Below are 23624 nucleotides of genomic sequence, written 5' to 3' on the forward strand. Positions count from 1 at the left end.
CGTCCGCAATGGCCTCTAGGGTTCCGGTCATGGCTATCGCACGCTTCCCCACCGTCGTCCTCGACTGCGCCGACCCCGCCGAGATGTCGCGGTTCTACGGCGCCATGCTCGACTGGAAGATCGAGGAACGCCCCGACTGGACCGAGATCCGCGCCGACTACGGCGACTGCATCTCCTTCCAGCAGGTGAAGGACTACAAGCCCCCGCAGTGGCCGGGCCAGGAGGTGCCGCAGCAGATGCACCTGGACGTCGTCGTCGACGACCTGGACGCCGCTGAGGCAGCGGTGCTCGAGCTCGGCGCGACCAAGGCGGAGCACCAGCCCGGCACGACGTTCCGGGTGTTCCTCGACCCCGCCGGTCACCCGTTCTGCCTCTGCCTCAGCTGATCCCCGGTATCAGGCGGGCGCGGCCGGTCGCCCGACGACCAGGGACTCCAGAACTGGCGGTGCGAACGTGGCCGCGGTCTGCCCGTCCAGCAGGAAGTCCCAGGCCGCGCGCTGGGTCTCGTAGTAGCTCGGCGACGGCGCCCTCGGCATCGTCCTCGCTCACGGTCGCGATGAACATGCCGTCATCTCATCCCCGTTCGGGACGTAGAGAAGGACCAGGAACGGGCTGAGCCGCGGCTCAGGCGCGCGGACGACGACGCTGGCGGTTGCGGCGGCTGCGCCGGAACAGCCGGGCCCGGTGCCGGGCCAGGTCCGCAGCGCCGATCAGCCCCGCGTCGTTGCCCATCTGGGCGCGCACCAGCGGTGCCTCGGGCCGGAAGCCGCGGCCGGTCAGGTGCCGGCGGAAGGCGTCGCGGGCCGGGCCGAGCAGCAGCTCGCCCGCCTCGGACACTCCCCCGCCGATGATGAACAGGCCCGGGTCGAACGCGGCGGCCAGGTTGGCCACGCCGATCCCGAGCCAGCGGCCGACGTCGTCGAAGAGCTCCTGCGCTGCGGGGTCGCCGTCCTTGGCCGCCTGGGTGACCAGCGGTCCGGTGATCCGGGACGCGTCGCCGTCCACCAGGTCGAGCAGCCCGTGCGCGACGGGCGATCGCGCGGCTGCGAGCTCGCGCGCCTCACGGACCAGTGCGTTGCCGCTGGCGTACTGCTCCCAGCAGCCACGGTTGCCGCACTCGCAGCGGTGACCACCGGGCACGACCTGCATGTGGCCGAACTCGCCGGCGACGCCGAACTTGCCGCGGTAGAGCCGGCCGTCGACCAGCACCGCACCGCCGATCCCGGTGCCCAGGTTGATGCAGACGATCGAGCCCTCGCCCTGCCCGGCGCCGAACCGCGCCTCGGCCCACAGGGCGGCGTTCGCGTCGTTCTCGACCACCACCGGCAGGCCGGTGCGCCGCCGCATGGCACTGCGCAGCGGCTCGTGACGCCAGGACAGGTGCGGCGCGAACAGCACGGACGACCCGGTCTCGTCCACGAAGCCGGCCGCGCCGATGCCGATCGCCATGGCCTCGCGGTGGTCCCAGTCGTCGCGGAGCTCGGCGATCACCTCGGCGATCGTGTCCTCGACGACCTGGGGGCTCTGGCTGCGGTGCGGGGTCTCGCGGCGCGCCCGGCGCAGCACCTGCCCGTCGATGTCGACCAGCCCGGCCGCGACCTTGGTGCCGCCGATGTCGATGCCGATCGCGGGGCGCGACCAGATCTGGCGCGCCCCCTGCGACCGGCGCTCGGTCACTGCGCGGCCCGGGCCAGGTCGGCGGCACCGATCATGCCGGCGCCGTTGCCGAGCGCGGCCGGCACGATGCCGATCACCGGCCGGTGCGCTCGCCCGGTCAGCTGTCGGGCGAGCGCCGCCCGGGCCGGCCCGATCAACAGGTCGCCGGCCTCCACGACCCCGCCGCCGACCACGAACAGGGCCGGGTCGAGCACCGCCGCGATCTGCGCCATGCCCTCACCGAGCCAGTGTCCCAGGTCGGCGAGCAGGTCCACGGCGGCGGGATCGCCCTCGGCCGCAGCCTGGGTGATCATGCCCCCGCGCAGCTTGTCGGGGTCGCCACCGCACAGCTCGGACAGCCGGGCGCTGAACGCACTCCCCTTGGCCACCAGCTCACGGCCCTCTCGCTGCAGGGCGTTGCCGCTGGCGTACTGCTCCCAGCAGCCGCGGTTGCCACAGCCGCAACGGATGCCGTCAGGGACCATCCGCACGTGTCCGAGCTCGCCGCCGACCCCCACGTGGCCGCGGAGAACCCGCCCGTCGACCACGATGCCGCCGCCGAGCCCGGTACCGACGGTCACCAGGACGGCGTCGTCGACCTCGCGGGCAGCGCCGAACTTGAACTCGCCCCAGGCCGCCGCGTTCGCGTCGTTCTCGATCACCACGGGCAGTCCGATGAGCCGGGTCAGGTCGTCCTTGAGGGGTTCGTCGCGCCACGCCAGGTTCGGGGCGAACAGCACGACCCCGGACGTCGCGTCGACGAATCCCGCTGCCGCGACGCCCACCGCGTCGACGTCGTGGTCGGCCCGCAGCTCGGCCACCGCGTCGGCCACCTCCGCCTGGATGGCACCCGGGTCCGACGCGGACGTCTTGCGGCGCGTCTTGGCGACCAGCGAGCCGTCCTCGTCGACCACGCCGGCAGCGATCTTCGTGCCACCGATGTCGACGCCGATCGTCAAACCCATCTCAGTGCCCTCCAGGCTCGTCGTCCGGCTCGACCGGGATGGTGACAGTACGCACTCCAGGACCGGACTCCGCGGCCGGGTCAGGTGCGGCGGGGTCGGTCCGCGCCGCGCTGACGTCGCGGGACAGCTCGCGCAAGAGTCCCACCACGGACTCCGCCGTCGCCAGCAGGTGCTGCACCACCTCGGGACGCACGGTCTGCGCGCTCGACACCAGGCGGCACCACGGGCAGTACCGGCACGGGGACGCCGGGTCGTGCGCGGTCGGGCCAGCCGGGCCGGCCGCGCCGTCCGCGCCGGCCGCCGGCTCGGCCGAGGGCTGTCCCGGCTCGCCGGCTCGCTCGTGCCACCAGCCCTGGAACGCGTCGACCAGCCGGGCCGCCTCATCGGCGGCGCTGCCGACCGGTTCGCGCTGCGGTCCGTCGGACGCGGTCACGACGCCGGCCACAGGGTCGGGTCGGGCTCGAACCGCACGTGCAGGCCGCCGCCGGTGAACCGGGCACCGGCGACCGTGCACCGGCGCAGCGCGGACGGCAAGGTGATGACCCGACGGTGCCCGTCGACGGCGACCAGCAGGTCGTCCTCGCGGCGCGCCAGCTCGACGTCCTGTGCCCGCACGTTCGGCAGGTCGATGACCAGCTCGAAGTCGTTGCCGAGCCGTTCCACCCGCACCGGGCTGGGCGGGCGGGGGCCGTCGATCAGCTCGGCCATGCCCTGCTCGCCGACCAGCTCCTCGCCGAGCCGGGCGAGCGCGTCCGGACCGACCGGCTCCGCGGCCTGGTACGGCGCCCGGTCGACGCGCAGCGGCGCGAACGACTCGTCGGCCTGGTCCAGCACGTCCTGCTGCGCGCTCACCCAGCCGAGCTGCCAGGCCGAGGCGTCGTGGGTGGGGATCACCCGGTTCGCGACGGCGCCGTCCACGACGAAACCCTGCAGGGCCAGCGCGGTGAGCGTGCGGCGGGCCTCGGCCAGCACCACCGACTCGGGCGTCAGGACGATCCGCACCGAGGTGCGCTCGGAACGCAGGACCGTCATGGCGCCGGCCAGCTGCTCGCGCAGCCGCAGCAGCGCCGGCCCGACCTCGCGACCCGGTGCGGGCAGCGCGGCGGCACGACCGACCACCGGGACCAGCACCTTCGCGAGCGCCCGCTGCGAGGGCAGGAGACGGTCCACCAACCGGGTCAGCGCCTCGGGGACGGCGAGCCAGCGCAACGTCTCGGCGGTCGGCGCGCAGTCCACGACCACGAGGTCCCACGGGCCGTTCTCGACGTGGTCGCGCACGGCGAGCAGGGTCAGGACGTCGTCCGCCCCGGGCAGCACCGTGAGCTCGGCCGCGTCCAGGGGCTGCACGTCCAGTGCGGCCAGAACGTCCACCAGGTAGTCCTGCACCGCGCCCCAGGTCTGGGTCAACCGCCGTCCGGCGTCCACCTGCTGCGCCCACAGCCCGGGCTCGACCTCGCAGACGTCGTCCGGGGGCAGGTCCTGCCCGAGCGTGTCACCCAGCGAGTGCGCGGCGTCGGTGGACAGCACGAGGGTCTTGACCCCCGAGCGGGCCGCGTGGACGGCCGTGGCAGCGGCCACGGTCGTCTTGCCGACCCCGCCTTTGCCGGTGAACAGGACGACGCGCAACGCGGCTCAGCCCTCGGCCCGCTTCTTCAGCTCCTGCAACGCAGTCGCGATGATGCTCTTCTCCGCCTTGCGCTTGAGCATCCCGAGCATCGGGATGCGCACGTCGACCATCAGCTGGTACGTCACCGTCGTCGGCCCGGCCTTGTCACCCTCGAGCGTGTAGCTGCCGTCCAGCGCCTTCAGCACGGTCTCGGCCTCGACGAGCTCCCAGCTGACCGTCCCGGTGCCGGACTTCGCGACGTCCCACTCGTACGCCAGCGTGTAGGTGTCCTTGATGGCTCCGGCGTCCAGCACGAAGCGGACCTGCTCGGCGCGCCCAGCAGTGCCGGTCGAGACGACCTCGGCCTGCTTCACCGCGCCGGTCCACTCGGGATACGCGGCGAAGTCGGCGATCACGGCGAGGACCTGGGCGGGGGCGGCCTCGACGACGACGCTGGACTCGGTGCGGTCAGCCATGCAGGTGCCTTCCGTGGGACGGGCGGGGGCGGCCGGGACGGCGGATCCGCACCTCGGGTCGATGGGAAGGCTACCCCGCCGTGCACCGCCTCGGGTCAGAGCACCAGCCCGATCAGGGTGAGCACCAGCAGCACCACGATGCCGGCCCCGACGATCCCGGCGGCGATCGCGCCGGTCCGACCGCCGGGGAACGACTCCAGGCGGGCGACCCAGTTGACCTGCCGGTCCTCGTAGGCCAGGCGGGCCATCAGCTCGTCCGCCACCCGGTTCGCCTCGGCCGCGGCCGCCGCCGCGTCCTGGGCCGTCGGGGCGACGTGCTCGCCGTCCGGCTGCGCGTCGACTACCTGCCCGGCCACCGACTGGTGTCCCAAGGGCTGCTCGGGCGTCAGCTGCTCGGGCGTCAGCTGCTCGGGCGCGGCCGCGGGGGCGGCCGCCTCCGGGTGCAGGCTGGCGTAGCACTGCAGGCACCACGGCACGTCCTGGCGCACGGTGGCGCCGCAGGCCGGGCAGGTGCTCGGGGGCGTGGTCTGGGTCATCGGCTCACTCATCTGCCTGGATATCGGTCGTCTCAGCCGAGTGCTTGAGGTCTGCCGGCGTCGACCGAACGGGCTCGCCCGGCTCCCGTCCGCGCTCCAGGTCGTCCTTGAGCGCGTGCACCGCGCGCTTCCACTGCTGCGCGCGGTGGCGGCGCTCGCGGTCGACCCGGGCCCCGGTCGCGCTCTGGTCGCCTGGATCGGCCCGGAGGTAGAAGTGCACCAGGACGCCGTCCCGCCAGGGTTCGAGCCAGATCTCGCTGGTCCCCCGCAGGCCCCCGTCCACCCGCCACTGCCGACCCTTGGCGCCCCGGTCCCGGGTCGTGGTCAGCGCGAGGTCGGGCCACCACCGCACCCACCGGCGGGGGTCGGCCACCGCGCGGGCCACCTGCTCGGGCGGTGCGGCGACGAACGTGTCGTCCACGAGGTCGATCATCGGCACCGCCCCAGCATGGTGCATCCGGGGTCGGTGCTGGTGGACCTCCACCCGTGCTGGAACAATCGGCAGATGCCAGTGCTCCAACCTACTGGCCGGTAGGGTCTGAGCCGTACGACCCATCCCGATGCAAGGAGGCGTCTCGTGGTCGAGTTCTCGATGCCCGCTCTCGTGGCAGAGCCGACGACGGGCAACGCCAGCTCGATCGTCGTCGAGCACGCCGCACGGACCCCGGAGCTGGTGCTGTTCAGCCGGCGGGCCGACGGCGGTTGGACGGACGTCACCGCGGCCGAGTTCGCCGCCCAGGTCGACGAGCTGGCTCGTGGCCTGTTGGCGGCGGGAGTCGGCGTCGGCGACCGCGTCGCCCTGATGAGCAAGACGCGGTACGAGTGGACGCTCGTCGACTACGCCATCTGGTCGATCGGCGCGGTCACGGTCCCGGTCTACGAGACCTCCTCGGCCGAGCAGGTGTCCTGGATCCTGTCGGACTCCGGCGCGGTGGCCGCCGTGATCGAGACCCCCGCGCACGCGCGGACGGTCGCCGCCGCCCGCAGCGAGCTGCCCGCGCTGAAGGACGTCTGGCAGATCGACGCCGGTGGCCTGGACGACCTCGTCGTCGCCGGGGCGGACGTCGACCAGACCGCGGTCACCGAGCGGCGGGACGCCACCTCGCCGTCCGACCTGGCGACGCTGATCTACACGTCCGGGACGACGGGCCGCCCCAAGGGCTGCGAGCTCACCCACCTCAACTTCATGGCGCTGTGCGACAACGCCGTGGCCCGGCTGGGCGACGTGGTGAACGTGGACGGCGCCTCGACGCTGCTGTTCCTGCCGCTGGCCCACGTCTTCGCCCGGTTCATCCAGGTCCTCACCATCACGGCCGGCGCGCGGCTCGGGCACAGCGGGGACATCAAGACCCTGCTGCCGGACCTGGCCCAGTTCCAGCCGACCTTCGTGCTGTCCGTGCCGCGCGTGTTCGAGAAGATCTACAACTCGGCCGAGGCCGGGGCCGAGGCCGACGGCAAGGGCCGGATCTTCGCGGCCGCCGCGGCCACCTCCGTGGCCTGGAGCAAGGCCCAGGACGCCGGTGGGGGCGGGCTCGCGCTGCGCGCCAAGCACGCCGTGTTCGACAAGCTCGTCTACACCAAGCTCCGGGCTGCCATGGGCGGCAAGGTGCAGTACGCCGTCTCCGGCGGCGCCCCGCTCGGCGAGCGGCTCGGTCACTTCTTCCGCGGCGCCGGGATCACGGTGCTGGAGGGCTACGGGCTCACCGAGACCACCGCGCCGAGCACCGTGAACACCCCCGACCACCTGGTGATCGGTTCGGTCGGCCAGCCGCTGCCCGGGATCTCGATCAAGATCGCGGACGACGGTGAGGTGCTGATCAAGGGCCCGCACGTCCTGCGCGGCTACTGGAACAACCCCCAGGCCACCGAGGAGACGCTGGTCGACGGCTGGTTCCGGTCTGGCGACCTGGGCTCGCTGACCGAGGACGGCACGCTGTCCATCACCGGTCGCAAGAAGGAGATCCTGGTGACGGCGGGCGGTAAGAACGTCGCTCCGGCCGTCCTGGAGGACCGCATCCGCGCCCACCCGCTGGTCTCCCAGACCATCGTCGTCGGCGACCAGAAGCCGTTCATCGCGGCCCTGATCACGCTGGACACCGAGATGCTCCCGACCTGGCTCTCGAACAACGGGCTGCCGGCGATGGAGGTCGAGGCGGCTGCGGGCAACGAGCAGGTGCAGGCCGAGGTGCAGCGCGCAGTCGACAGCGCCAACAAGGCCGTCAGCAAGGCCGAGTCCATCCGCAAGTTCCGCATCCTGCCGGTGGACTTCACCGAGGACGCCGGCTACATCACCCCGTCGCTGAAGCTCAAGCGCAGCGTCGTGATGAAGGACTTCGCCGACGAGGTGGAGGAGCTGTACCGCTGAGCACCGTCCGCGCCGCCGGCTGCCTGGCGGTCGTCTGGCTGGGGTACTTCACCGCACTGCAGTGGAGCGTCGTGCGGTACCGGCTGGCCATCGTCGTGGTGCTCACCAGCGCCGCCGTCCTGCTGCTGACCGCCCTGCTGCGCCGGTGGCAGCTGCGGTCGATGCCCCGTGGCGTGCTGGCCGCGACGGCCCTGGCCAGTGGCCTGGTCGCCGAGGTGGTGCCGTTCTTCAGCCACGCCGGTGCGGGTGACCGGCGCCTGCTGGCCCACGTGGTCGCGACGACCTGCGTGCTGTCGGCCGCGCTGCTGGCCGTCCCGGGACCGCGCGGGCGCTGGCTGAGCGCCGGCGCCGCCGTCGCCGGGGTCGTTGCCTGGACGGTCACCGCGATCGCCCTGGTCCCCGCCCCGCGGATCGACGTCTGGGTCACGCTGCAGCAGGCCGCGGACGGGATGGCGGACGGGCAGAACATCTACGCGATGACCTGGCACGACTCGCCCGGCATCCAGGACGCCTTCACCTACCTGCCCTGGACGGCGGTGCTGCTCGCTCCCGGCCGCTGGCTGGCTGGCGACGTCCGGTGGGCGCTGCTCGTCTGGTTCCTCGTCGGTCTGGCCTGTCTGGTGGCCCTGGGCCGTCGAGGCGGTCGGACGTCGCAGCTGGCCCTCGGTGCGGCGACCCTGCTCGCGCTCGCACCGGGCTCGGTGACCCAGGCCGAGCAGGCCTGGACCGAGCCGCTGCTGTTCGCCCTGGTCGCGGCGTGGGCGCTGCTGGTCCGGCGCGGTCATCCGTGGTGGGCGGTCATCCCGCTCGCGCTGGGCTGCGCCAGCAAGCAGCACCTGGTCGTGCTGCTGCCGGTGCTCGCGCTCTGGACGGCGTTCGGCTGGCGACGGGCGCTGACGACGGCGGTCGGGGCCGGGGTGCTCGTGCTGCCGTGGTTCCTGGCGTCGCCGCGCGACTTCTGGCACGACACCGTCTCCCTGCTGGTCTCGTTCCATCCCATCACGTTCGCCAACACCTGGTTCATCGCGGCGCAGACCGAGCTGAGCTGGACGCCGCCGTTCTGGCTCACCGGGCTGCTGGTGCTCTCGGTGCTCGCGCTCGCCTGCGTCATGGTGCGCCGCCGCCAGCCGGGCCTGACCGAGCTGATCGGCTGGCTGGCCCTGGTGCTGCTGGTGGCGAACCTGGTCAACAAGCAGGCGTTCTACAACCAGTTCTGGCTGGTCGGCGCGTTCGTGGCGCTGGCGCTCGCGGCGAGCGAGCCCTCAGGCGAGGTCGCGCGGGACGGGCTCGCCCGCGAGTAGCCGCTGCAACCTCGCGGCCAGGTCGTCCCACCGCCAGTGCGCCGCTACCCACTCGCGCCCGCGAGCGCCGAACCGGGCGGCGAGCTCGCGGTCCTCGAGCAGCGTCGCCACCCGGTCCGCCACGGCCTCGACGGAACGCCCGGGCACGACGTACCCGTTCTCGCCGTCCAGGACCGCGTCCGGTGCGCCGCCGGAGTCCCCCACCACGACCGGCAGGCCGGTGGCCGCCGCCTCGAGGTAGCAGATGCCGAGCGCTTCCGGCTCCAGGCCGAGCAGCCGGGTGCGGGTAGGCATGGCGAACACGTCCCCCGCGTCGAAGTAGGCCGGCGTCTGGTCCCACGGCACCCGGCCGGCCAGGACGACGTCCCGCTCCAGCCCCTGCTGAGCCACGGCCCGCTCGATGTTCTTGAGGTTGGGCCCCCCGCCGACCAGCAGGAGCGCCGCGTCCGGCACGCGCCGCTGGATGGCCGGCAGGGCGCGCACCAGGACGTCCTGGCCCTTGCGCGGCACCATCCGGGACACGCAGACCACGACCGGCCGGTCCGCCAGCCCGTGCCGCTCCCGGACGACGTCACCGCCCGATCCCGGACGGAACGTGGCGTCGTCCACGCCCGGGGTCAGCTGGCGCATGCGCTCACGCGCCGCCGGGGTGAGTGGACGCTCGATCTTCGACCGGCAGAACTCCCCCAGGTACGTGAGCACGTCGTTGCGCTCCCCGATCCGGCGCAGCAGGCTCCGTGCGCCGGGCACGCTGGACCACCAGATCTCGTGGCCGTGGGTCGTGGCCACCGTGCGCTCGACGCCCGCCGCCCGCAGCGTCGGCGCCATCAGTCCCAGCGGCGCCGCCGCACCGAACCAGACCCGGTCGCAGCCGCGGGAGCGGGCCAACGCCGCGCTGCGCCGGGCGATCTGCGGGGTCGGCACCATCAGCCGTGAAGGGTCACGAACCACCTCGAACGGCAGCGTCGCGTCGTACGCGGCGTCGCCCTGCTGGCGCGCGGTGTGCACCACGACCTGGTCCGCCGGTAGTCGCTGGGCCAGCGCCAGCACCATCGACTCGATGCCGCCGGTGCGGGGCGGGAAGTCGTTGGTGACGATGAGCGTGCGTCCGGCGGCCACGCCCAGACCCTACGGGTCCGTCACACCTCAGCCGTTACGGGTCGGCCACCGGCGGGATCGCCGGCAGCCCGTGGTCCTGCGCCCAGGCCCGGGCCAACGCCACCCGCCAGGCGGACGACGGGTGGTTCTCGAAGAACAGCTCGCGGTACCAGCGCGGGTCCAGGTCGCTGATGTTCGCCAGCGCCAGTCCGCGCTGCATGTCCGCGACCGTGGCGGGGTCGCGGGTGAGGTCGAGGGCGTGGACGTCGGCCCGTGTCTCGATGTTGCGGGACACCAGGTTGGTGACCGGCGCGGCCAGCCAGGTGCCGGCCGCCAGCACGGCGAGCAGGAAGGCGATCGACCGCGGGTCGCCCACGCCGCGGACACCGGCCCGGCGACGCCACCACCGCCCACCGGTGAGCAGGCCCAGGCCGACCACCGCCCAGACCGCGCCCAGCGCGCCCAGGGTGGTGCCGTGCCGGACGTCGTGGTTGGCGACGTGGCCGAGCTCGTGCGCCACCACGGCCTCGACCTCGGCCGGCGAGGCCCGGTGCAGCAGGGTGTCGTAGACGACCAGCCGCCGCGTCGACCCGAAACCGGACACGTAGGCGTTCTCGGCCGTCGTCCGGCGGGAGGCGTCCGCGACGAGGACGTCCCGCACCGGCTGGCCGTCGTCGGCCGCCAGCTGCAGCAGGTCGGTCCGCAGCTGGCCCGCAGCCAGCGGGGTGAACGTGTTCGACAGCGGCTCGATCAGCACCGGGTAGAGCAGCGAGCCGACCACCACGAGAACCGCGGCCAGACCCGCGCACGGCGCCCACCACCAGCGCGGCCAGCGCCTCGCCAGCCCGACCACGACCAGCAACGCCAGCGCGGTGACGAGGCAGCTGATGCCGGTGCCGCGCAACAGGTCCACGGTCCAGCCGGCCCAGTCCTGGGTCGACAGGCCGTACCGGCGCAGCACCAGCTCGGCGGCGACCGAGAAGGGCAGCGCGACCAGGACGGACACCACCGTCAGGGCGAGCGTGCCCGCGACGACGGTGGCCGGCCAGGACCCACCGAGCAACCGGCCGGCCCGGCCCACCAGGCGACTCCCGAGGGGGGTCAGCCCGAGGATGAGCGTGGCGGTGAGGCCGACCAGCAGCCGGGGGTAGGTCCAGATCCGCAGGTCCGCGTGGAAGGTGCTGTCGCGCTTCAGCTGCTGGGCGGTGAAGTCCAGCGCCGGCGTGGAGTGCACCGTCGAGCCCGACCACGGGTGCCACGGGACCAGCACGGCGGCGGCGACCAGCAGCAGCACCCCCAGCACGGCGAACGTCGTCCAGGCGACCTGGCCTGAACGGTCCCGGTCGACCCGCGGCTGCGTCTCGACGCTCACTGGTCGGCCAGGCGGCCCAGGTAGCGGCGCCAGTCCTGGACGAACGCCGACTCGCTGACCCCGAGCGCCTTCGGGAAGGCCGCGGACAGCTGTTCCTGCGGATCCGAGTCGGGCGACCTCGACCCGGCCGCCCTGCGGTAGAGGTCGACCAGCTCGTCCTGGCCGTACTCGTCAGCGATCCGCAGGCAGGCCAGCCACGACGCCGAGTACGACGGCGCGATGGTCGTGCGGGTGGGATCGAAGTCGTCTGCGGTGGGCAGTGCCGTCGGCCCGTGGCCGCTGCGGACGAGCACGAGCACGTCGCCGGCGGCGCCTCTCGCCGTGACGCCCGTGCCGCGGTAGCCGACGTAGTCGGCGAACCCCTCGGCCAACCAGGTCGGGACCGAGGCCGATGTGGTCTGACGCACGGCCACGTGCGTCATCTCGTGCGTGAGCACCACGCGCTGCCCGGTGCTGCTGAGCCGTGCGAAGGCGCCGGGGTTGAGCACGACCCGGTCGTTGCCCGCCCGGCCATCGGCGGCGTCCGGTGCCGACGAGCCGGGGCTGCCGAGTGCGCCTGTCGTCACGGCGGCCACCTGGCTCAGTCCCTTGGACTCACGCAGCAGGAGCTTGCCGAACTCGGCCTGCGTCCGCGGCACCACCAGCACCGCCCGCCGCGACCAGTCCCGGCCCCACACCTCGCTGACCCGGCCGACGGCGCGGTCCCCCGCGGCCGCGTACGACCGCAACGTGCTCGGCGAGGCGGTGCCCAGGACGAGGACCCGGTCGCCACGGGCCACGTGCACGGGTCCCAGGTCCCAGGGCTGCGGGGCGGTCCCGCCGTCAGTGTCCGCCGCGACGTACCAGTGCCCGTCCCGCTGGACCATGGTGAGGTACTGCTCGGCCGTCGAGGTCGTCGTGTCGAAGCCGCGAAGGCGGTAGCCAGCCTCGACTCGGGCCACCCACGGATGACCGCCCAGGCGGGTCGCGCGTTGCGCGGACAGCTCCGGAGCGCGGTTGAGGTACTGGTACGTCCACGACGCCAGCGGGACGGCAGACAGGTTGTCGAACACGGCGGCCTGTCGCGCCCGGAACGCCGCCGCCTCGGGGTCGACGGTGGACAGCCAGCGGGCTCGGTCGCGATGGGTCAGCGCACCGACGCGCGTATCGAGCAACCCGCGCAGCGCGTCGACCTGCTGCTGGTCCTCGTCAGCGGTCGGACTGCTCGTGGCGGTTGCGGCCGGAGCGGGTCGGGCGGAGCCACCACGGGGCCACCACGCCGTCCCGAAGCCGATGACCAGGCCGACGACGACAACCGCTGCCACCAGGGCTGCCAGCAGCGACACCACGGGCGCGCCGCGCCGGGTGGGCCACCCTCGCGGCTCGCTCACTCCGACATCGTAGGCAACCGGACCGATCCCCCCGGCCGCTTCGGCGAACGTCGTCGCGCCCCGACCAGACACCTCATCCGGTGGCGCGCCTCAGTCGCAGCGGGGGAACGAGACCGGTCTCGGACAGGACCCCAATGGCCACCTGCTCGGCGGCGTCGAGCTCGACCCCCTCGGGCGCGGCACCCAGCAGGAAGGTGACCACGCAGTCACCGCAAGCCAGACCCTTGACCTCACAGCTGTCGCAGTCGATGTGCATCTCGGTCGCCTCCTCACGCGGGGGGCCGACGACCTGCCGACCTCGCTGCAGACGACGCTAGGGGCAGGGTCTGACAACCGGCCGTGCACGCCTGGCCCGAGGAGTCTGATTCCCCCTCAGCCGCGGGTGAGCAGCTTGACCAGGGCCGCGCTGGGCACGGGTCTCGCTCCCGAGCGGCGCACCCCGTCGGCGACCTCCCGGTCGCTGGAGACCACCACCACGACCCGGCCGGTCGGCTCGGCGCGGACCAGCCTTCGGATCAGCTCGTCCGCCGTCTGTCCGGGGTCGCTGAAGCGGACGCGCACGCCCCGGGCCGCGGGCGCGCTGACCCGTCCCTCGACGACGGCGCCGTCGAAGCAGCAGGTCACCTCCGCGCCGGTACGAGCCGCCAGGGCCGACAGGCCGCTCACCAGCCGGCTCCGCTGGTCGACCAGCGGCAGCTCGCCGTACGCGCTCTTGGTCACGTTGTAGCCATCCACCACGAGGTGCGCGCGGGGCATCAGCAGCAGCTCGGTCAACCGGGTCGGGTCGTCCTCCTCGCGGGCCCGTGATGCGGTCACCGGTGCGCCGGCCGACGGGTCGTGCGCACCCACCAGGTCGGCCGGCAGCACGTCCGCCGGCGGCAGCCCGAGCTCGCGACGCAGACCGACGGCGGCGTCCACCACCGTGTCCAGCAGCAACCGCGCGCGTGACCCGGCCAGCGAGCGTCCCTCGCGGTCGGCCCGCCGCAGAGCCTCCAGCGCGTCCTGGGCGCGGGCGAGGTCGCCCTGCGCCCTGGCCGCCTGGGCCTGCGACTCCCGGACCCGCTCGTCCGCTGCCGCGGCCCGCTCCTGCGCGGCCTGCTCGGCCGCCTTGCCCTGCGCCCGGGCCCGATCGGCGTCCGATCGGTGCCGACGCAGCTCGCGGCGCACCTCCGCCAGCTCCTCGTCCAGCGCCCGGACCCGCTGCTCGGACTCTGACTGCTGGGTGTCCAGCTGCGCCCGCGCGGCCGCCAGCTCCGTCCGCAGCCGGGTCAGCTCTCGCGCGTCCTGGGCCACGGCGCCAGCCTCGGCGCGCTGTCGTACCTGCTGCAGGGCGGCCTCGAGGGTGGCCTGCCAGCCGTCCGGCCGGAGCAGGTACGCGGTGACGGCGACGTCCACCGGGTCGGCGGCGGCGGGCACCTCGCCCGCCGCGAGGGCGGCCGACAGCTCCGGGGCGGACTGCCGGACGACGGATGCGGCCTCAGCGCGGAAACCGGCGTCCCGCTCGAGCGCGGCCGCCAGCGGCGTCGCGCCGGAACCGGCCCGACGGGCCGGCGCGAACCCCCGCACCCGCGCCAGACCGGCGGGTACGAGCTCGGGCGCGAGCTCGCCCAGGGCAGTCGCCGCGGCGTCCAGCACCCGGCGCCGCACGACGTCCGGCAGGACCGGCGCGGCGGCGAGCGGTTCGGACGCGGTCTCTCTGGACACCGTCGCAGCCTAGGTCAGCGAGCCTCACCGCCGCTGTCGGCGCCCGGATCTACCCTCCGGAACATGAGGCTGATCCAGGGCACGCTCGACGAGCTGGGCACACCGCTGTCCGACGTCGAGTTCGTCGTGGTCGACCTCGAGACGACCGGCGGTGCGCCGGGGACGTCGGGCATCACAGAGGTCGGCGCCGTGCGGGTGCGCGGTGGCGAGGTCCTCGGCGAGTTCCAGACGCTGGTCCACCCCGGGGTGCCGATCCCGCCGTTCATCGCCCTGCTCACCGGCATCACCGACGCGATGGTCCGCGAGGCACCGGGTATCGGCTCGGTGCTCCCGGCGTTCCTGGAGTTCGCCCGCGGCAGCGTGCTGGTCGCGCACAACGCCCCGTTCGACGTCTCGTTCCTGAAGGCCGCTGCGCGCCAGTGCGGCCAGCCGTGGCCAGGCTTCGCGGTCGTCGACACCGTGCACCTGGCCCGCCAGGTGGTCACCAACGACGAGGTGCCGAACCGCAAGCTGAGCAGCCTCGCCCGGCTGTTCGGCTCCCCCACCACGCCCGACCACCGCGCCCTCACCGACGCGCGCGCGACCGTGCACGTCCTGCACGGTCTGCTCGAGCGGGTGGGCTCCCTCGGGGTGCGCTCGCTCGAGGAGCTCAGCACCTTCAGCTCGCGCGTGTCCCCCGCGCAGCGTCGCAAGCGGCACCTCGCGGAGCCGCTGCCCAACGCCCCCGGCGTCTACGTGTTCCGCGACGGCCGCGACCACGTCCTGTACGTCGGGACGTCGCGTGACATCCGGACCCGGGTGCGCAGCTACTTCACCGCGTCCGAGACCCGCACCCGGATGGCCGAGATGGTCGGCATCGCCGAGCGGGTCGACCCGATCGTGTGCGCGACGCCGCTCGAGGCCGAGGTGCGCGAGCTGCGGCTCATCGCCGAGCACAAGCCGCGGTACAACCGGCGTTCGCGGTTCCCCGAGCGCCAGCCCTGGGTGAAGCTCACGGTGGAGCCGTTCCCCCGGCTGTCCATCGTCTCCGAGGTCCGGGCCGACGACGCGACGTACCTGGGGCCGTTCAGCGGCCGCCGGGCCGCGGAGCAGGCCGTCGACGCGCTGCACGAGGTCTTCGCCCTGCGTCAGTGCTCCCGGCGGATGGGGCGGCGGGGCGGCGGGGGCGCGTGCGCACTGGCCGAGATGGGACGCTGCGCCGCGCCCTGCACCCGCGCGGCTGACGAGTACGACCACGAGCAGGCGGTGGTCGACTACGCCGCGATCGTCGCGCAGGCACGGGCCGCGATGACCGGGGACTGCCGCGGGCTGGTCCGCGACCTGAGAGCCCGGATCGGCTCGCTCAGCGACGACCAGCGGTTCGAGCAGGCCGCGGTCGTCCGGGACCGCCTGGTCGCGGTGGTCCGGGCGGCGGCCCGGGTGCAGCGGATCGGCAGCCTGGCCTCGTGCGCCGAGATCGTCGCCGCCCGCCGCCCAACGCAGGGTGGGTGGGAGATCGTCCTCGTGCGGTACGGACGCCTGGCGGGCACCACGGTGAGCCCGCGCGGCAGTGACCCGTGGCCCTACGTGGACGCCCTGCGCGCCACCGGTGAGGTCGTCGAGAGCCCGGTGCTGCCCTCCCCCGCGGCGACGCCCGAGGAGGCCGAGAAGGTGCTGCGCTGGCTCGAGGCGGACGGCACCCGGCTGGTCGACGTCCAGGGCTCCTGGTCGTGCCCGCTGCACGGAGCAGGCTACGAGCGGGCGCAGCTCGACCCGGTGTCCGCGGCGCTGCGCACCGGTGTCGCCGGCTTCGGCGACCGGCTCGCCGGGGTGGCCGGCTGACGGCTGCGCCGACCCCGGCCGAGACCTGCGATCCGGGCCAGTACGCTCGGCACGAACCCCCCGACGTCCAGGGAGACCACCCGTGATCACAGCGATCGTGCTCATCCAGGCCGAGGTGGACCGCATCCCCGAGGTCGCCGCCGCCATCGCCGCCCTCGACGGGGTCAGCGAGGTGTACTCCGTGACCGGCGACATCGACCTCATCGCCCTGGTCCGGGTGCGCGAGCACGACGCCCTCGCCGACGTGATCGCCGACCGCCTCAACAAGGTGCAAGGCGTGCTGAACACGCAGACCCACATCTCGTTCCGGGCCTACTCCAAGCACGACCTGGAGGCGGCCTTCGCCCTGGGCTTCGACGAGGGCTGACCGCGGTCAGAACGCCGCGGTGGCAGCGACCCAGCGGTCGAGCACCTGAGCGGTCGCACCGGTGTCGACGGACTCCGCCGTCCGGACCAGGGCCTCGCCCATCCGCTCGGTGAGGCTGCCGGAAGACCGCTCGGTGGGCCGGGCGTCGTCCGCGGCATCGGCCGCGACCAGCGCCGAGGCCGCGTTGAGCAGCACCGCGTCCCGCACCGGACCGGGCTCCCCAGCGAGCAGCCGGCGCACCACGTCGGCGTTGAAGGCCGCGTCGCCGCCGCGCAGCTGCTCGATGGACGCCCGCGGCACGCCGAGGTCCGCCGGGTCGAGCGACTGCTCGACGACGTCCCCATCCCGCACCTCCCAGACCGACGACGGGCCCGACGTGGTCAGCTCGTCCAGCCCGTCGTCGCCCCGGAACACCAGGGCGCTGACCCCGCGGCCGGCCAGCACCCCGGCCACGATCGGAGCCATCCGCCGGTCGGCCACGCCGACGGCAGCGGCCCGCGGCTGGGCCGGGTTGGTCAGGGGCCCGAGGAAGTTGAACGCGGTCGGGACGCCGAGCCCGGCCCGGGCCGGGGCGGCGTGTCGGAACGAGGGGTGGAAGACCTGGGCGAAGCAGAAGGTGATCCCGGCCTGCTGGGCCACCTGGGCCACCTGGTCCGGCGACAGGTCCAGCCGGACGCCGAGGGCTTCCAGCACGTCGGCCGACCCGCAGGCGCTGGACGCCGCGCGGTTCCCGTGCTTGACGACGCGCGGGCCCGCGCCGGCCACCACGAGGGCCGCCATGGTCGAGATGTTCACCGTGTGGGCCCGGTCGCCGCCGGTGCCGACGATGTCCACGCACGGGCCGGGCACCTCGATCCGGACCGCGTGGTCCAGCATCGCCGCGACCAGGCCGGTCATCTCGTCGACGCTCTCGCCCTTGGCGCGCAGCGCCACCAGGAACCCCGCGACCTGCACGGGCGCCGCCTCGCCGGACATGATCCGGTCCATGGCCCAGGCCGTCTGCCCGGCGCTCAGGTCACCGCGCCCGATGAGCCGGTGCAGCAGCTCGGGCCAGGTGGGCTCGGCGACGGGCCGATCCGCGCCCTGCTCGGGCACCGCTCAGGCCTGCAGGCTGCGAGCGAGCTCGGCGACCGCCTCGGCGACGCCGGCCGGGTCGAGCGGGTGGGACACCGCGTTGTCGGCGAGCGACCATGCGGCCAGCCACGAGTCCTGCGGCCGACCGGTGAGCACCAGGATCGGCGGGCACCGGAAGATCTCGCTCTTGAGCTGGCGGCACAGGCCCATCCCGCCGAGCGGGCTGGCCTCGCCGTCCAGGATCACCAGGTCGGCGCGGCCGGCGTCCAGCGCCTCGACCACAGCGGCCGGCGTGGCGCACTCGAGCCACTCCACCCGCGGCACGTCGGCGGCCGGACGACGTCCGACGGCCATCCGGACCTGGGTGCGGGTGTCGACGTTGTCGCTGTAGACCAGCACGGTCAGCGTCCGGGTGTCCTGCTCCGCGCTGGTCGCCTGCGTCGCGCTCATGCGTGTCGTCCTCTTGGGCCGTGGGCTGTCTGGGGTGGGATCTGGCGTGCTCGCGATGGTAGCGCTCCCGGCCTGAGGCGAACCGAGCGCACCCGACGTCCGCACTGATTTCGCGCCACCTTCGCCCGGGCCGGGGGGTCGCTTCCCCCTTCCGTGGCTGATGGGGCAATAATGACGCCCGTGGCGACCGCATCCGCAGTTCAGGCTCCCTCAGCCCACGCGTCGGTGAGCCGGCCGAACATGGCGTCGGTGGGCACCATCGTGTGGCTGTCCAGCGAGCTGATGTTCTTCGCCGGCCTGTTCGCGATGTACTTCACGATCCGCTCCGTCGTTCCGGCCCTGTGGACCGAGAACACCGACAAGCTGAACGTGCCGTACGCAGCGGCGAACACGCTGATCCTGGTGATCAGCTCGGTCTGGTGCCAGTTCGGCGTCTGGAAGGCCGAGCAGTTCCAGCCCGCGCGCACCGGCTCGCTGCTGCAGGTCCGGCTGTGGGGCATGCGCGAGTGGTACGCGCTGACGTACGTCTTCGGGGCCATCTTCGTGTCCGGGCAGGTGCTGGAGTACGCGCACTTGGTCAGTGACGGCGTCAAGATCAACTCCGACGCCTACGGCTCGGTGTTCTACCTGACGACCGGCTTCCACGCCCTGCACGTCACCGGCGGCCTGATCGCGTTCCTGCTGATCATCGGCCGCACGTTCCTGACCCGCCGGTTCGGCCACGCAGAGGCCACCGGCGCGATCGTCACGTCGTACTACTGGCACTTCGTCGATGTGGTCTGGATCGCCCTGTTCGCAACCATCTACCTGCTGAAGTGACCGGTACGGTGACCAGGGAGGCAGGCTGTCGACGGATCGCGTCGCCGCCTGCGCAACGTCCCCTCGCTCGCCGTACGCTCGCTGGACAGCCCGAGCCCCGCGCTCGTGCTCGGCACGAAACGAGGATCCGCACGTGACCGCACTCGCCGCCCGTCGGCGCCACCCCATGGCCCTGGTGCTGCTGATCGCCCTGGCCCTGCTGGCGACCGGAGCCGCCTACGCCGCGCTGGCCCCCAAGCCCGCGCAGGCGTCGACGGCGTCCTCGGACGACATCGCGGAGGGCAAGAAGCTCTTCCTCGCCAACTGCGCGACGTGCCACGGGCTGAACGCCCAGGGCGGTCCGGTCAACCTGGACGACGAGACCACGGCGCCGAGCCTGATCGGGGTCGGTGCGGCGTCGGTGGACTTCCAGGTCGGCACCGGCCGCATGCCGATGGCCCAGCCCGGCCCGCAGGCACCGGAGAAGCGGGTCCAGTTCAACCAGGAGCAGATCGGTCAGCTGGCGGCGTACGTCGCCTCACTGGCTCCCGGCCCGGCGATCCCAGGTGCGGAGTACACGAGCGGTGAGGGCGGGGACGCGGCCCGAGGCGGCGCGATCTTCCGGGTCAACTGCGCGATGTGCCACAACTTCGCCGGCGCCGGCGGGGCACTGACCCGAGGCAAGTACGCGCCCAGCATCCGCGGCGTCAGCGGCACCCACATCTACGAGGCCATGGTCACCGGCCCGCAGTCGATGCCGGTGTTCAACGACCAGAACATCACGCCGGAGCGCAAGCGCGACGTGATCGCGTTCCTGAACACGATCCAGGAGGAGCCCAACGCGAGCGGCTCCTCGCTCGGCAACCTCGGCCCGGTGCCGGAGGGGCTCTTCGTCTGGATCGTCGGCATCGGCGCCCTGATCGGCTGCGCCGTCTGGCTCGGCTCCAAGGCGGCGTGATGGCTGACGACAGCACCACTGACGGCGTCGACGCAGGACGGACGGACATGAGCGACAACGCCCCGGCGCGGACCGAGGACGTCCCCGCACCCGAGCACGCGGTGACGCTGGCGGGCACCACGGCCGCCCCGACGCTGTTCGAGAACCCGGGCATGCCCGTCCACGTGCACCGGATGGCGGACTCGGACCCGCGCGCGGCCAAGCGCGCCGAGCGCCAGGTCGCCACCATGTTCGTGCTGTCGATGGTCGGCACCCTGGTGTTCCTGGTGTCCTACTTCGCGGTCGACCTCGACGACGTCGTGCACATCCCGTTCATCGGCGACACGTTGCTGCAGAACCTGTTGCTGGGCTGCGGCCTCGGCTTCGGGATGCTCTTCATCGGCCTCGGCGCGGTGCACTGGGCCAAGACGCTCATGCCAGATGAAGAGGTCGTCGAGGAGCGCCACGACCTGCGCAGCAGCGACGAGACCCGGGCGGACGCGGTCGCCGTGCTGGCCGAGGGCGGCGAGACCTCCGGCATCGGCCGCCGACCGCTGATCAAGCTGACCCTGGGCGGCGCGCTCGGACTGTTCGGCCTCCCGTTCATCGTCGGTCTGCGCGACCTCGGCCCGATGCCGGGCGACTGGCTCTCGACCACGTTCTGGGAGACCGGCATGCGCCTGGTCAGCGACCCGGAGCTCGCGCCGATCAAGGCGTCCGACGTGACGATCGGCTCCGTCTTCCACGTGATGCCCGAGGGCATCGACCAGACGGACGACGTGCTCGAGCAGCAGGCGAAGGCCGCCGTGATCCTGATCCGGCTCGACCCCACGGACATCAAGAACTCCAAGGAGCTCGACTGGGGCTACGAGGGCATCGTGGCCTACTCCAAGATCTGCACCCACGTGGGCTGCCCCGTGGGTCTGTACGAGCAGCAGACGCACCACCTGCTGTGCCCCTGCCACCAGTCCACGTTCGACGTCACCGACGACTGCAAGGTCATCTTCGGCCCGGCCCACCGCCGGCTCCCGCAGCTGGCCATCAGCGTGGACGACGAGGGCTACCTGGTGGCCCGGCAGCCGTTCCAGGAGGCTGTCGGACCGAGCTTCCCCGAGCGTGGTCAGCGCCATCCTGTGAAGGGCCAGTCATCATGAGCACCCAGACGGCGTCCGGCCGGGTAGCCGGCGGCATCGGCAACTACGTCGACGAGCGCACCGGCGCGGCCGGTGCGATGCGGTACGGCCTGAAGAAGGTCTTCCCGGACCACTGGTCGTTCATGCTCGGCGAGGTGGCGATGTACAGCCTCATCGTCCTGCTGCTGACCGGCACCTTCCTGACGTTCTGGTTCATCCCGTCGGCAGGCCACGTCGTGTACGACGGCTCCTACGTGCCGCTGAAGGGCATCGGGATGTCGGAGGCGTACAAGTCGACGCTGGACATCTCCTTCGACATCCGCGCCGGCCTGATCATCCGGCAGATCCACCACTGGTCCGCCCTGCTGTTCGTCGCCGCGATCGCCTGCCACATGTTCCGGGTGTTCTTCACCGGCGCGTTCCGCAAGCCGCGCGAGATCAACTGGGTGATCGGCATGGTGCTGGCGCTGCTGGCGCTGGTCGAGGGTTTCGCCGGCTACTCGCTGCCGGACGACCTGCTGTCCGGCACCGGCCTCTCCTTCGCCCGCGGCATGATCCTGTCGATCCCGATCGTGGGCTCGTACGTGTCGTCGTTCGTGTTCGGTGGGCCCTACCCCGGTGAGGCGCTGATCCCCCGGCTCTACACCGTGCACGTTCTGCTGATCCCGGCCCTGCTGGTCGGGCTGTTCACCGTGCACATCATGCTCGTCGCGCTGCAGAAGCACACCCAGTACCCCGGCCCCGGCCGGACCAACAAGAACGTGGTCGGCTTCCCGGTCATGCCGGTGTACGCGGCGAAGGCCGGCGGCTTCTTCTTCATCGTGTTCGGCGTCACGACGCTGCTCGCGGCCATCGCGCAGATCAACCCGATCTGGGCGTACGGCCCCTACAACCCCTCTCCCGTCACGGCCGGCTCGCAACCGGACTGGTACATGGGCTGGCTCGAGGGGGCGATCCGGCTCCTGCCTGGCTGGCTGGAGTTCCAGGTCTTCGGGTGGACGTTCAGCTTCAACATCGCCATCGGCGGATTGATCCTGCCGGGCATCGTGACCACCGTGGCCATCGCGTACCCGTTTCTCGAGGCGTGGGTGACCGGTGACAAGCGCGAGCACCATCTGCTCGACCGCCCGCGCAACGCACCGACCCGGACGGCCCTGGGCGCGATGGCGATCTCGTTCTACCTGCTGCTGTGGGCGGGTGGCGGCAACGACATCATCGCCACGCACTTCAAGCTGTCGATCAACGACATCACGAACTTCCTGCGGATCGCGGTCTTCGTGATCCCGCCGCTGGTGTTCCTCGTCGCCAAGCGGATCTGCCTGGGACTGCAGCGCCGGGACCGGGACCTCGTCCTGCACGGCGTCGAGACCGGTCGCGTGGTGCGTCTGCCGCACGGTGAGTTCTTCGAGGTGCACGCGCCGTTGGACGAGCACGCCCGCTGGGAGCTCGTGCAGCACGACACCCACCGCCCGCTGCCGGTCGAGGACGGCGTCGACGAGAACGGCGTACGTCGGCCCGGGCACCGGGCGCAGGCGATCCGCGCGAAGCTGTCGAACTTCTGGTTCGAGGACCGCGTCGAGGCCGTCACCCCGGCCGAGCTGGCCGCGGCACACGCCCACGGGGGGCACGACGCCATCGAGGCCCACGACGAGCACCGTGCGGCCATCGAGGGCAGCCCCGTCGGGTCAGGCGCCGACACCCACGCCTGACCGCCGGCTCAGCCGGTTCAGCGCGCGAGCAGCGAGCTGCGCGCCAGGTCGGCGTGGACCCACCACTCGGCGTCGCGGCGGGCCGCTCGGGCGTAGTCGAGGTCGACCAGCCGAGCGAACACCGGGTCGCTCCGGGCCATGTCGTCGAGGTCCGCTGCGTGGCCGCTCATCTGCCGCGCGATCGCGTCGGCCAGTGCGCGCCGTTGGCGCTTGGACGGGCCGTACCCGTCGAGGAGGCCGGCCAGGTTCCGCTCCTGGCGCCGGCGGACGTCCTCGTCGGCGCCGACCCCGTACTCGGCATGCCATCGTCGGCCGGTCATCAACGGCACCCATCGCCACGCCGCCCAGGCCAGGTCCTCGATCGGATCCCCGGGTCGGGCGAAGTCCCAGTCCAGCACGACGAGGGAGCCGTCCGGTCGACGCACGGTGTTGTACGGCGAGACGTCGTGGTGCACGATCACGTCGTCCGGCCCCAGCGCAGTCCCCTCAGCGCGCCGCCACGGCTTCGCGGGATCCACCACAAGACCCGCCTGCGCTGACTGGAAGTCGCGGATCCAACGTCCGATCGACCAGCAGCTCTCCGGCGTCCGAAACCACGCCGGCAAGGGCTCAGCCTCGGTCAGCCGTCCCACGTCGCCCGGGACGAACTCGAGGATCTCCCGATCCGCGTCGTCGATGCCGAGAACCTGTGGCGAGCCAGCGAAGCCGACCGCGGTCAGGTGGTTCAACAGGTCGTGCACGGCCGGCGTCCACGGCCCGACCGGACGCCGCACCGTCGCCCCGACGCGGACGACGACCGTGGTGTTGCCACCGGTGAGCGGTTCCTCCTCAGGCATGACGGGAAGCCTCTCACGCTACGAGCAGCGCGCTCCCCCGCCCCCGGGGC

25 protein-coding genes are annotated in these 23624 nt (G+C 72.9%); 9 read left to right on the forward strand and 16 right to left on the reverse strand.

What is annotated here, in order from left to right; genetic code table 11:
• The first annotated feature begins 29 nt into the window (after positions 1-29).
• Positions 30-386 carry a VOC family protein gene (locus tag ABEB17_RS13440; protein WP_345717188.1) on the forward strand — a complete coding sequence of 119 codons (357 nt, stop codon included), beginning with the start codon at positions 30-32 and terminating at the stop codon, positions 384-386.
• 9 nt (positions 387-395) lie between these two features.
• Here ABEB17_RS13440 and ABEB17_RS13445 read toward each other — a convergent pair whose 3' ends face one another.
• The 8 genes from ABEB17_RS13445 to ABEB17_RS13480 form a co-directional block, all read right to left on the reverse strand.
• The gene (locus ABEB17_RS13445; RefSeq protein ID WP_345717189.1) at positions 396-536 is read right to left on the reverse strand and encodes a hypothetical protein; all 141 of its coding nucleotides are present in this window, start codon (positions 534-536) and stop codon (positions 396-398) included.
• An 88-nt stretch (positions 537-624) separates the two neighbouring features.
• Positions 625-1677 carry an ROK family glucokinase gene (locus ABEB17_RS13450; protein ID WP_345717190.1) on the reverse strand — a complete coding sequence of 351 codons (1053 nt, stop codon included), beginning with the start codon at positions 1675-1677 and terminating at the stop codon, positions 625-627.
• Entirely contained in the window at positions 1674-2621 is a 948-nt protein-coding gene (locus tag ABEB17_RS13455; RefSeq protein WP_345717191.1) for an ROK family glucokinase, read from the reverse strand. The genes ABEB17_RS13450 and ABEB17_RS13455 overlap by 4 nt, the downstream gene beginning before the upstream one ends.
• 1 nt (position 2622) lies before the next feature.
• Complete coding sequence (locus tag ABEB17_RS13460; protein WP_345717192.1) at positions 2623-3054, reverse strand: hypothetical protein; 432 nt, start codon at positions 3052-3054, stop codon at positions 2623-2625.
• Positions 3051-4247, reverse strand: coding sequence for an ArsA family ATPase (locus tag ABEB17_RS13465; RefSeq protein WP_345717193.1), 1197 nt, complete (start codon positions 4245-4247; stop codon positions 3051-3053). Before ABEB17_RS13465 ends, ABEB17_RS13460 begins: the two co-directional genes overlap by 4 nt.
• Before the next feature lie 6 nt (positions 4248-4253).
• The gene (locus ABEB17_RS13470; RefSeq protein ID WP_345717194.1) at positions 4254-4703 is read right to left on the reverse strand and encodes an SRPBCC family protein; all 450 of its coding nucleotides are present in this window, start codon (positions 4701-4703) and stop codon (positions 4254-4256) included.
• 95 nt (positions 4704-4798) lie between these two features.
• Positions 4799-5251 (reverse strand): hypothetical protein, encoded by a 453-nt coding sequence (locus ABEB17_RS13475; RefSeq protein WP_345717195.1) that lies wholly within the window; start codon positions 5249-5251, stop codon positions 4799-4801.
• The gene (locus ABEB17_RS13480) at positions 5244-5678 is read right to left on the reverse strand and encodes an SRPBCC family protein (protein WP_378226955.1); all 435 of its coding nucleotides are present in this window, start codon (positions 5676-5678) and stop codon (positions 5244-5246) included. Before ABEB17_RS13480 ends, ABEB17_RS13475 begins: the two co-directional genes overlap by 8 nt.
• Before the next feature lie 138 nt (positions 5679-5816).
• Between ABEB17_RS13480 and ABEB17_RS13485 the strand changes: the two genes are divergently transcribed.
• Both ABEB17_RS13485 and ABEB17_RS13490 read left to right on the forward strand, forming a co-directional pair.
• Positions 5817-7604 (forward strand): AMP-dependent synthetase/ligase, encoded by a 1788-nt coding sequence (locus ABEB17_RS13485; RefSeq protein ID WP_345717196.1) that lies wholly within the window; start codon positions 5817-5819, stop codon positions 7602-7604.
• 71 nt (positions 7605-7675) lie between these two features.
• Positions 7676-8905 (forward strand): glycosyltransferase 87 family protein, encoded by a 1230-nt coding sequence (locus tag ABEB17_RS13490; protein WP_345717197.1) that lies wholly within the window; start codon positions 7676-7678, stop codon positions 8903-8905.
• On the opposite strand, the gene ABEB17_RS13495 is transcribed toward ABEB17_RS13490, so the two are convergent.
• The 5 genes from ABEB17_RS13495 to ABEB17_RS13515 all read right to left on the reverse strand — a co-directional run bounded on the left by ABEB17_RS13495 (position 8867) and on the right by ABEB17_RS13515 (position 14449).
• A complete protein-coding gene (locus ABEB17_RS13495; RefSeq protein WP_345717198.1) occupies positions 8867-10024 on the reverse strand; it encodes a glycosyltransferase family 4 protein in 1158 nt (385 codons plus the stop codon). The genes ABEB17_RS13490 and ABEB17_RS13495 overlap by 39 nt on opposite strands.
• A gap of 34 nt (positions 10025-10058) precedes the next feature.
• On the reverse strand, positions 10059-11375 hold the full coding sequence (locus ABEB17_RS13500) for a M48 family metallopeptidase (protein ID WP_345717199.1): 1317 nt from the start codon (positions 11373-11375) through the stop codon (positions 10059-10061).
• Positions 11372-12745, reverse strand: a complete 1374-nt coding sequence (locus tag ABEB17_RS13505) for a gluzincin family metallopeptidase (protein ID WP_345717200.1) — start codon at positions 12743-12745, stop codon at positions 11372-11374. The genes ABEB17_RS13500 and ABEB17_RS13505 overlap by 4 nt, the downstream gene beginning before the upstream one ends.
• A gap of 73 nt (positions 12746-12818) precedes the next feature.
• Positions 12819-13001 carry a hypothetical protein gene (locus ABEB17_RS13510; protein WP_345717201.1) on the reverse strand — a complete coding sequence of 61 codons (183 nt, stop codon included), beginning with the start codon at positions 12999-13001 and terminating at the stop codon, positions 12819-12821.
• Positions 13002-13117: 116 nt separating this feature from the next.
• Positions 13118-14449, reverse strand: a complete 1332-nt coding sequence (locus tag ABEB17_RS13515; protein ID WP_345717202.1) for an NYN domain-containing protein — start codon at positions 14447-14449, stop codon at positions 13118-13120.
• Positions 14450-14512: 63 nt separating this feature from the next.
• Here ABEB17_RS13515 and ABEB17_RS13520 point away from each other — a divergent pair, with 63 nt between their 5' ends.
• Together ABEB17_RS13520 and ABEB17_RS13525 are read left to right on the forward strand one after the other, a co-directional pair.
• Positions 14513-16270 carry a DEDD exonuclease domain-containing protein gene (locus ABEB17_RS13520; RefSeq protein WP_345717203.1) on the forward strand — a complete coding sequence of 586 codons (1758 nt, stop codon included), beginning with the start codon at positions 14513-14515 and terminating at the stop codon, positions 16268-16270.
• 82 nt (positions 16271-16352) lie between these two features.
• Entirely contained in the window at positions 16353-16637 is a 285-nt protein-coding gene (locus ABEB17_RS13525) for an Lrp/AsnC family transcriptional regulator (protein WP_345717204.1), read from the forward strand.
• A gap of 6 nt (positions 16638-16643) precedes the next feature.
• Here the strand turns inward: ABEB17_RS13525 and trpD are convergent, their stop codons facing one another.
• Both trpD and ABEB17_RS13535 read right to left on the reverse strand, forming a co-directional pair.
• On the reverse strand, positions 16644-17732 hold the full coding sequence (gene trpD / locus ABEB17_RS13530) for an anthranilate phosphoribosyltransferase (RefSeq protein WP_345717205.1): 1089 nt from the start codon (positions 17730-17732) through the stop codon (positions 16644-16646).
• A 3-nt stretch (positions 17733-17735) separates the two neighbouring features.
• Positions 17736-18161, reverse strand: a complete 426-nt coding sequence (locus ABEB17_RS13535; protein ID WP_345717206.1) for a response regulator — start codon at positions 18159-18161, stop codon at positions 17736-17738.
• A 171-nt stretch (positions 18162-18332) separates the two neighbouring features.
• Between ABEB17_RS13535 and ctaE the strand changes: the two genes are divergently transcribed.
• The 4 genes from ctaE to qcrB all read left to right on the forward strand — a co-directional run bounded on the left by ctaE (position 18333) and on the right by qcrB (position 22738).
• Positions 18333-18980, forward strand: a complete 648-nt coding sequence (ctaE, locus tag ABEB17_RS13540) for an aa3-type cytochrome oxidase subunit III (protein ID WP_345717207.1) — start codon at positions 18333-18335, stop codon at positions 18978-18980.
• Positions 18981-19113: 133 nt separating this feature from the next.
• The gene (gene qcrC, locus ABEB17_RS13545) at positions 19114-19917 is read left to right on the forward strand and encodes a cytochrome bc1 complex diheme cytochrome c subunit (protein ID WP_345717208.1); all 804 of its coding nucleotides are present in this window, start codon (positions 19114-19116) and stop codon (positions 19915-19917) included.
• Between the two features lie 47 nt (positions 19918-19964).
• Positions 19965-21050 carry a cytochrome bc1 complex Rieske iron-sulfur subunit gene (gene qcrA, locus ABEB17_RS13550; RefSeq protein WP_378226956.1) on the forward strand — a complete coding sequence of 362 codons (1086 nt, stop codon included), beginning with the start codon at positions 19965-19967 and terminating at the stop codon, positions 21048-21050.
• Entirely contained in the window at positions 21047-22738 is a 1692-nt protein-coding gene (qcrB, locus tag ABEB17_RS13555; protein ID WP_345717209.1) for a cytochrome bc1 complex cytochrome b subunit, read from the forward strand. The genes qcrA and qcrB overlap by 4 nt, the downstream gene beginning before the upstream one ends.
• 17 nt (positions 22739-22755) lie before the next feature.
• Here the strand turns inward: qcrB and ABEB17_RS13560 are convergent, their stop codons facing one another.
• Positions 22756-23574 (reverse strand): phosphotransferase, encoded by an 819-nt coding sequence (locus ABEB17_RS13560; RefSeq protein WP_345717210.1) that lies wholly within the window; start codon positions 23572-23574, stop codon positions 22756-22758.
• Positions 23575-23624: the final 50 nt, after the last annotated feature.

It is taken from the genome of Angustibacter luteus, from assembly GCF_039541115.1.
GTDB classification, from domain to species: Bacteria; Actinomycetota; Actinomycetes; order Actinomycetales; family Angustibacteraceae; genus Angustibacter; species Angustibacter luteus.